This window comes from Zhongshania sp., assembly GCF_041623545.1.
GTDB lineage: Bacteria > Pseudomonadota > Gammaproteobacteria > Pseudomonadales > Spongiibacteraceae > Spongiibacter.
Genome location: NZ_JBFJWS010000148.1, coordinates 1 through 7,851, shown reverse-complemented (window position 1 = coordinate 7,851; position 7,851 = coordinate 1). Strand labels below are relative to the sequence as shown.

The 7,851-nt window shown below is 49.8% G+C and carries 7 protein-coding genes and 1 pseudogene; 2 read left to right on the top strand and 6 right to left on the bottom strand.

The features are described from left to right. The 6 genes from ABYT30_RS12675 to ABYT30_RS12650 all read right to left on the bottom strand — a co-directional run. The coding region (locus ABYT30_RS12675) for a CmpA/NrtA family ABC transporter substrate-binding protein (protein ID WP_373096788.1) at positions 1–893 on the bottom strand (893 nt) is incomplete at its 3' end. A 3-nt stretch (positions 894–896) separates the two neighbouring features. Further along, positions 897–1,751: an ABC transporter ATP-binding protein gene (locus ABYT30_RS12670; RefSeq protein WP_373082855.1), complete on the bottom strand. Its 855-nt coding sequence runs from the start codon at positions 1,749–1,751 to the stop codon at positions 897–899. Between the two features lie 16 nt (positions 1,752–1,767). After that, positions 1,768–2,781 (bottom strand): ABC transporter permease, encoded by a 1,014-nt coding sequence (locus ABYT30_RS12665; RefSeq protein WP_373096786.1) that lies wholly within the window; start codon positions 2,779–2,781, stop codon positions 1,768–1,770. Between the two features lie 44 nt (positions 2,782–2,825). Further along, positions 2,826–4,190 carry a CmpA/NrtA family ABC transporter substrate-binding protein gene (locus tag ABYT30_RS12660; RefSeq protein WP_373082861.1) on the bottom strand — a complete coding sequence of 455 codons (1,365 nt, stop codon included), beginning with the start codon at positions 4,188–4,190 and terminating at the stop codon, positions 2,826–2,828. 302 nt (positions 4,191–4,492) lie between these two features. After that, complete coding sequence (locus ABYT30_RS12655) at positions 4,493–5,230, bottom strand: UDP-2,3-diacylglucosamine diphosphatase (RefSeq protein ID WP_373082863.1); 738 nt, start codon at positions 5,228–5,230, stop codon at positions 4,493–4,495. 7 nt (positions 5,231–5,237) lie between these two features. Then, positions 5,238–5,732, bottom strand: a complete 495-nt coding sequence (locus ABYT30_RS12650; protein WP_373082864.1) for a peptidylprolyl isomerase — start codon at positions 5,730–5,732, stop codon at positions 5,238–5,240. A 152-nt stretch (positions 5,733–5,884) separates the two neighbouring features. Between ABYT30_RS12650 and ABYT30_RS12645 the strand changes: the two genes are divergently transcribed. Both ABYT30_RS12645 and ABYT30_RS12640 read left to right on the top strand, forming a co-directional pair. Then, positions 5,885–7,567, top strand: coding sequence for a glutamine--tRNA ligase/YqeY domain fusion protein (locus ABYT30_RS12645; protein WP_373082865.1), 1,683 nt, complete (start codon positions 5,885–5,887; stop codon positions 7,565–7,567). 134 nt (positions 7,568–7,701) lie between these two features. After that, positions 7,702–7,851, top strand: a pseudogene (locus tag ABYT30_RS12640) (cysteine--tRNA ligase); the annotation flags it as partial.

The following is a 7,851-nucleotide window of genomic DNA, read 5'->3' as shown; positions in this document are numbered from 1 at the left end:
TGATGCTTTAGCGAGGAGCCCATGAGTGACAGCGCGACGGTTTCTTCCGGCAGGGCTATGTACGCTGCCTGACTGATAATTTTGGCCGTGAGCCTGCGATTTTCCTTTTTGTCCAGCCAAATACAAGCCTTAATTAAGGCGCGTAATAAGGCTTGATGGGTGGCTGGGTAATCCTTGGACCAACTTTCGCTAACGGCAAAGACTTTTTCTGGGCTGTTATTCCAAAGTTGGTATTTAGTGGCAACCACATGACCAATTTGTTGCTGTACTGCAAGTGTATTCCAAGGCTCGCCCACACAGAATCCGTGGATGTCTCCGTCGGTCATTGCGGTGACCATTTTTGGCGGGGGAATAACCACTATTTCGATATCGCGGTCTGGGTCAATTCCTGCGCTGGCCAGCCAGTAACGCAGCTCATAACTTTGCGTGGAGCAGGGGTAAACGACGCCAAAACGCAGCTTGGGCCGCTTACCTCGTTTATTTTCTTCAATCAGGCATTGCAGTGCTTGCGCTGCAATAAGCGGGCTGAACTCACTGCGCGAATCAATTTCATATAAGTGATTGTAAAGTTGATTATTGATAGTAATGGCATTGCCATTGAGGTCGAGCACCATAGCGCTCACCATATCAATTTTGGGTCCGCCGACTCCGAGGCGCGAAGCAACTGGAATAGATGCAAGCATTTGCGCGCCGTCCAGGATGCCGAGACCGACTTTGTCGCGAATACTTGCCCATGACGCTTCGCGGGAGAGAGTGACATTTAGGCCCTCGGCGCTGAAATAGCCTTTTTCTTGGGCTATGACCAGAGGCGCGCAGTCAGTTAAGGGGATAAACCCGAGGGTGACATCCGTTTTTTCCAATTGAATTCCGTTCCGATTGTGAATGGCGCCCATGGATTATGCTCCTACTGCCTTTTTTACTTCTGCTATTGGAATTTCTGCTGACTGAATCTGGGGGGGAGGTGTCTCTGTTTTAGCTTGTTTTTGGTGCAGGAAGGTGAGTACTGCTGCACGATAATGGTTATAGGCAGGGTTATCTGCCAGGGCTAAACGGTCGCGTGGTCGAGGTAGGTCGATATTGAGAATTTCGCCAACTTTTGCAGCCGGACCATTCGTCATCATGACAATACGATCCGAGAGAAGTACTGCCTCGTCGACATCGTGGGTAATAAGAATAACGGTATTATTAAGCTCGGCTTGAATTTCCATTAAGGCATCCTGGAGGTGAGCTCGGGTTAGTGCATCTAGGGCCCCAAAAGGCTCGTCCATCAGTAATACCTTGGGTTCCATTGCTAGTGCTCTCGCAATGCCGACGCGCTGCTTCATGCCGCCAGAAATCTCTGCGGGAAGCTTGTGGCTAGCATGAGACATGTGCACCAAAGCAAGATTGTAGTCGACCCATTGTCGGATTTCGGCCTTTGACTTTTTACCTTTAAAAACTTGTTTGACCGCAATCTCAACATTTTCAAATACCGTTAGCCATGGGAACAGGGAGTGGTGTTGGAATACGACTGCACGATCTGGGCCAGGCGCGTTAACTTCCTTGGATTCAAGAATGACAGCGCCTTCGGTCGCTTCGTAAAGCCCTGCAACGATGTTTAGTACAGTTGATTTGCCGCAGCCCGAGTGGCCAATTAGGGAGATAAATTCTCCGCGATCGATTTTTAAATCGACTTTGTCTAGCGCCTTAAATGGGCCGGTTTTGGTGGGGAACTCTATACTAATTTGTGAAATATCAAGATAAGTCGACATGGCGGAATCCTTAGTTTCAAGCTTCGTCGTGGGCGATGATTTTGTGAAGGGTGTGCATGAATGAGTCCAGAATGAACCCAACAAAGCCGATCGTTATAACCGCGACCATTATGCGGGCTAGCGATTCCGAGCTGCCATTTTGAAATTCATCCCATACAAACTTACCTAAGCCTGGGTTTTGGGCGAGCATTTCAGCTGCAATTAAGACCATCCAGCCGATGCCTAGTGAAATTCGTAGACCGGTAAATATCATCGGCAGCGCCGCGGGAATCGCAATTTTGGTAACACGCGTAAACCAGCCGAGCTGAATAACGCGACCGACGTTAATCAGGTCTTTGTCGATATTGGCAACGCCGACGGCAGTGTTGATCAAGGTTGGCCACATACAGCATAGAGTCACGGTAATCGCTGAGTTGATAAACGATTTGGATAGCATAGGATCATCGCTGACATAAACGGCACTGACCACCATGGTTACTAGTGGCAGCCAGGCAAGGGGCGAGACTGGCTTTAGTATTTGAATAATTGGTGTAATCGCTGTGTTTAGCAAGGGGCTTAAACCGCATGTTATGCCAATCGGTACCGCGATCAGTGATGCGATTAGAAACCCAGTAAAAACGGTGATCAGGCTGGTAATAATTTGATCAAAGTAAGTTGGCTTGCCGGTGTAGTCGCGAATCTTGATTTCTGCATTGGGGTTTTTAGCAAGTTTTACTTCATTGCGTTTTTCTTGGCGCTCATAAAAAGCGGCGGCTTTTTCACGCTCAATAAGATGTTCATGAAAAAGACCTTGGGTTGCGGAGACAACGGCGCCAGGTCCTGGGAAGGTGCCCAAGCTCGTGTTGATCCGCGATGCTGCAGTAGACCAAATGGCGAGGAAGATCAAAATGGCGACCAGCGGTAGGCCAATAAGGCGAACTATTTCTTGTACCTGTTCCCTCGGGTTTTCCAAAGTGGCTAGTTTGATTAAAGGAACCAGCCACGCAAAGCCTGCAACACTTAGATAGTGGAGGGTATTTTGTTTAAACATATATGCTCCTGATTGCCCCGCTGCAGCTCAGCGGGGCGTTACGACTACTTCAGAGTGTCTTTGGGTTTCAGACCGATGCTGAACTTAGAGATGTATTCATTGGGCTTGTTGCCATCGTAGGTGATGTTGTCAATGAACTCGGATTGCGGTGGTTTGAATCCGGTTTCAGTAGCAAAGTTTGGGAATTCACTGGCACTTACTTTACCCTCAGCAATTAGTGCTTCCGCTGCTTTGCGATAAATGTCTGGCCGGTACACCTTTTTGGCGATGTCCAAATACCAGCTGTCCGGTTTATGCTCTGGAATCTGCCCCCAGCGACGCATTTGTGTCAGGTACCAAATCGCGTCGGAGTAGTAAGGGAAGGTAGCGTTGTAACGGAAGAAAACATTGAAGTCGGGGATCTCGCGCTTATCGCCTTTTTCGTATTCAAAGGTCCCAGTCATCGAGTTGGCGATAACATCGTAGTCGGCGCCAACGTAGGCTGATTTTGCGAGGATTTTAACGGCTTCAGGGCGGTTGGCGTTGTTGTTTTCATCCAGCCATTTTGCGGCGCGGATCATGGCCTTGACGACGGCAATGTGGGTGTTTGGGTATTTCTCTGCCCATTCATTGCTTACGCCAAAGACTTTTTCTGGGTTGTTTTTCCAGATTTCATAGTCGGTTATGACTGGCACGCCAATGCCTTTGAATACGGCTTGCTGGTTCCAGGGCTCGCCAACGCAATAACCATATATCGTGCCCGCTTCGAGTGTGGCTGGCATTTGCGGTGGCGGGGTAACAGAGAGTAGTGCGTCGGCGTCGATTTGACCGCTGGTGTCGCCTTTGAGTGGCGCATAGTAGCCTGGATGGATGCCGCCAGCCGCGAGCCAGTAGCGCAATTCGTAGTTGTGGGTGGACACTGGGAAAACCATGCCCATTTTGAATGGTTTGCCTTCAGCCTTGTACTTATCAACTACGGGTTTAAGTGCATCGGCTTTGATTGGGTGAACGGGTTTGCCGTCAGCTTGCTTGGGGATGTGTTGCTTCATCTCGTCCCAGACACTATTGGATACGGTGATACCGTTGCCGTTAAGGTCCATGCTGAAGGCGGTTATGATATGAGCTTGGGTACCAAAACCAATGGTGGCGCCGAGCGGTTGCCCAGCCAGCATGTGGGCGCCATCCAGCTCCCCATCGATAACGCGATCGAGTAGGACTTTCCAGTTCGCTTGAGCTTCTAGGCTGACGTACAAGCCTTCATCTTCGAAATAGCCCTTTTCGTAAGCAATGGCCAGCGGTGCCATGTCTGTGAGTTTAATGAAGCCAAATTTTAACTCTTCTTTCTCTAGGTCGGCGGCCATTGCAAAGCAGCTGCTTGTTAACGCAAGGGCGCCGACAGTACGTTTTATGAGGCTATGATACCAAGGCATTTATCTGTCTCCGAGTGAGTGACGGCAGCCGCAATGTGATCAGCATTGCGGTATTCCGTTTTCGTAACATCGCCGATGTTGGCGAGTTGCGTTTTGGATCAGAACGTTCTGCTTAGGTGTTAGCAATAGCTATGCCATGAGGCATATTTATAATAAAAACAGCATGTTGGGAGTTTTTTGTGTAGATTTTGCGTCGACATAGTGCGCTAAAGAGGTGCTGCTTATTTTAAGTGTGCTAGGTAGGCTATGGTCAAAATGGTGCAGTGCAGCGCAAAAAAGCGCTGCAAGGAGAGGGTTTGGTCTTAGTGTGCGGTGCTTGAAAAGGGGATTTTTTCTAACTTTAGGTCACGGTCGTCAGCGCTTAAGAACCAGATCGCGTTGTCCCAGTCGCCGAGCACTATGCGTTCGGCGGGCTTACCACCTATGCTGAGCGGATGGCGCATCGGGCGGTGCGTGTGGCCGTGGATTAAACGATGACACTGGTGGTTCTGCATTTCGCGAATCACATCATCTGGATTTACATCCATGATGTCTTCGGCCTTATTGCTATTGGCCTCGCTGCTGGCCATGCGCAAGTGCTGCGCTATGACGCGGCGCTCTTCCAGCGGCTTGGCTAAAGCTTCTTTCTGCCAATCTGCTGAGCGCAGCATTTTACGAAACTGCATATATTCTTGGTCGTCACTGCAGAGGCTGTCGCCGTGCATGAGTAGCGTGGCTTCGCCGTTAAGCTCAATTACTGTGGGGTCACTCAGTAGTTCAGCGCCAACGGTATTGCAGAACTGCCTACCGATCAGGAAGTCTCGGTTGCCATGCATTATGTATAACGCGACACCTTTGTTCGTGAGGTTTTTTAGTTCTGCGCTAACTTGATCGATTAAATCGGAGCGATCGTCGTCGCCTATCCAGGCTTCAAAAAAATCACCGAGAATGTATAAAGTCTGCGCCTTACTGGCATGGCTGCGTAAAAAATCAAAAAACGCCCGGGTAATATCCGGGCGCTTTTCATCCAGATGAAGATCTGAGATAAAGAGACTAGTCATGGGGCGATCAGTCTACCCAAACCGCTTTCTCAATGATCACGTCTTCGACTGGAACGTCTTGATGCCCAGCAGCGCTGCCAGTTTTGACACCTTTAATTTTGTTAACGACGTCCATGCCGTCGGTAACTTTGGCGAATACCGCATAACCCCAGCCCTGCATAGTTTTACTGCTGTGGTTCAGGAAGTCGTTATTCTTCACGTTAATGAAGAATTGTGAACTTGCAGAATGTGGGTCCGAGGTGCGGGCCATGGAAAGGGTGCCGACGTCATTTTTTAGCCCGTTGTCTGCTTCGTTTTCAATGGTGGCACGCGTTGCTTTTTGTTTCATGCCTGGCTCAAAACCGCCGCCTTGGAGCATGAAACCGTCGATAACACGGTGAAAAATAGTGCCGTCGTAGTAGCCGTCAACAACGTACTGCTTGAAGTTTTCGGAGGTCTTGGGGGCGTTTTCAAAGTCTAATTCAATAGTGATGTCGCCAAAATTCGTTTTGAAGATAATCATTTACGCTGATCTCGCTTATAACCAGAATTTAAAGCCGCTATAATACGGCTTTTGGTCCCTCGGCGAAACCAGCCTCGCACTTGGCGCTTCAAATCCGCCGGCAGCACGTTTGATGCGGCTGGCAGGAAAATGACGATTAACGGAATGATTCAATGACTGACACAGCAGTAACGGGCAATAATTTCCTGCGCACTATCATTAAAGAGGATATTGCCAGTGGGCGATTGACGGGCGAGCTGGTAACCCGCTTTCCACCAGAGCCGAACGGCTTTCTTCACATTGGTCATGCCAAATCTATCTGCTTGAACTTTGGCTTGGCCGAGCAATTCGGTGGCCGCTGTCATCTGCGTTTTGACGATACCAACCCCGCTAAAGAAGAACAGGCTTACATCGATGCCATTCAGGAAGATATTCGCTGGTTGGGCTATGAATGGTCGGGCCCGATTCGCTATGCCTCTGACTACTTTGACACCTTGTTCGAATATGCACAGCATTTAATAAGTACTGGTAATGCCTACGTCTGTGATTTAAGTGCCGACGAAGCTCGGGAATATCGCGGTACCTTAACTGAGGCAGGCCGTAATAGCCCGTATCGCGATCGTAGCCCTGAGGAAAACCTTGCGCTGTTTGCGGGAATGCGTGACGGTGAGTTTGATGAGGGTAGCCGGGTCTTGCGGGCTAAAATTGATATGGCGGCACCAAACATCAATTTGCGCGACCCGATCATTTATCGAATCCGCAAAGTTAGCCATCATCAGACTGGCGACAAGTGGTGTATTTACCCAAACTACGATTTTACTCACGGTCAGTCCGACGCCTTAGAGGGGATTACGCACTCTATCTGTACGCTGGAATTTGAGGATCACCGCCCTTTATATGAATGGTTTTTGGCGAATTTGCCAGTACCTGCACAGCCCAAACAGTACGAGTTTGCCCGCCTAAACATCAATTACACGGTGACCAGTAAGCGCAAGCTGAAAATGCTGGTCGACGAGAAAGTGGTAGATGGTTGGGATGACCCACGTATGCCGACTATCGCCGGCATGCGTCGTCGCGGCTACACCGCGAAGGCGCTGCGCAATTTCTGCGATATGGTTGGGGTCGCGCGCAGTGAAGGGGTGGTTGATATGGCGATGCTGGAGCACGCGATTCGCGATGATCTCGATAAAAATGCGCCTCGGGCCATGTGTGTTATGGATCCACTAAAAGTGGTTATTACCAACTACCCGGGAGATAAGGTTGAGCAACTTACCGCTCCGGGCCACCCGAATCGAGATGATCTTGGCGAACGCACGCTGCCCTTTAGTCGCGAAGTATATATTGAACGCGATGATTTCCGAGAAGAGGCTAATAAGAAATTTAAGCGCTTGGTCTTAGGGAAAAAGGTGCGTCTGCGCAGCGCTTACGTTTTGCTTGCTGAATCTGTTGTTAAAGATGATGAGGGCAATATTATCGAGGTGCATTGTAGCTATGACGACGGCACCTTAGGTGAAGATCCGGCAGATGGTGTGAAGCCAAAAGGGGTTATTCACTGGGTTTCGGCAAGTCGTGGTAAGCAGGCGGTGGTGCGTTTATACGACCGGCTATTTACCCACGAGGCGCCCGACCGTGGCGGCGAAGAGTTTTTAGATCACGTGAATCCGGATTCGTTAACGGTATTGGAAAACTGCTGGATTGAACCTGGGCTCGCTGACGCGGCGCCAGAAACGCATTTCCAGTTCGAGCGCACCGGCTATTTTGTTGCTGACCGCCATGAACATTGCAGTGACAAACCGGTATTTAATCGCGCGATCGCCTTGCGGGATACGTGGGGTAGTAAAGAGACGGGCGAGTGATGGGCCTGGCGTCCGACGTCTGACGTCTGACGTTTGGTCTAGCGTGCATAATTACGGGCAACTGCGAAACTAAATTTACGTTACGGGTCTCGGGGATAAGCCCCCGTCTCCCGTCCAGCATTAAGCGAATACTTATGAGCATACAAATCTACAACACCCTCAGCCGCAGCAAGCAGCCGCTAAAACCATTACAAGACGGCAAGATTGGCATGTATGTCTGTGGTATGACGGTATATGACTACTGCCACTTGGGCCATGCTCGGGTGCTTGTTGCCTTTGATGTC

Excerpts from the sequence above, each read along its gene's own strand:
- ABYT30_RS12670 (WP_373082855.1), bottom strand. The coding sequence starts at position 1,751 with ATGTCGACTTATCTTGATATTTCACAAATTAGTATAGAGTTCCCCACC.
- ABYT30_RS12665 (WP_373096786.1), bottom strand. The coding sequence starts at position 2,781 with ATGTTTAAACAAAATACCCTCCACTATCTAAGTGTTGCAGGCTTTGCG.
- ABYT30_RS12660 (WP_373082861.1), bottom strand. The coding sequence starts at position 4,190 with ATGCCTTGGTATCATAGCCTCATAAAACGTACTGTCGGCGCCCTTGCG.
- ABYT30_RS12655 (WP_373082863.1), bottom strand. The coding sequence starts at position 5,230 with ATGACTAGTCTCTTTATCTCAGATCTTCATCTGGATGAAAAGCGCCCG.
- ABYT30_RS12650 (WP_373082864.1), bottom strand. The coding sequence starts at position 5,732 with ATGATTATCTTCAAAACGAATTTTGGCGACATCACTATTGAATTAGAC.
- ABYT30_RS12645 (WP_373082865.1), top strand. The coding sequence starts at position 5,885 with ATGACTGACACAGCAGTAACGGGCAATAATTTCCTGCGCACTATCATT.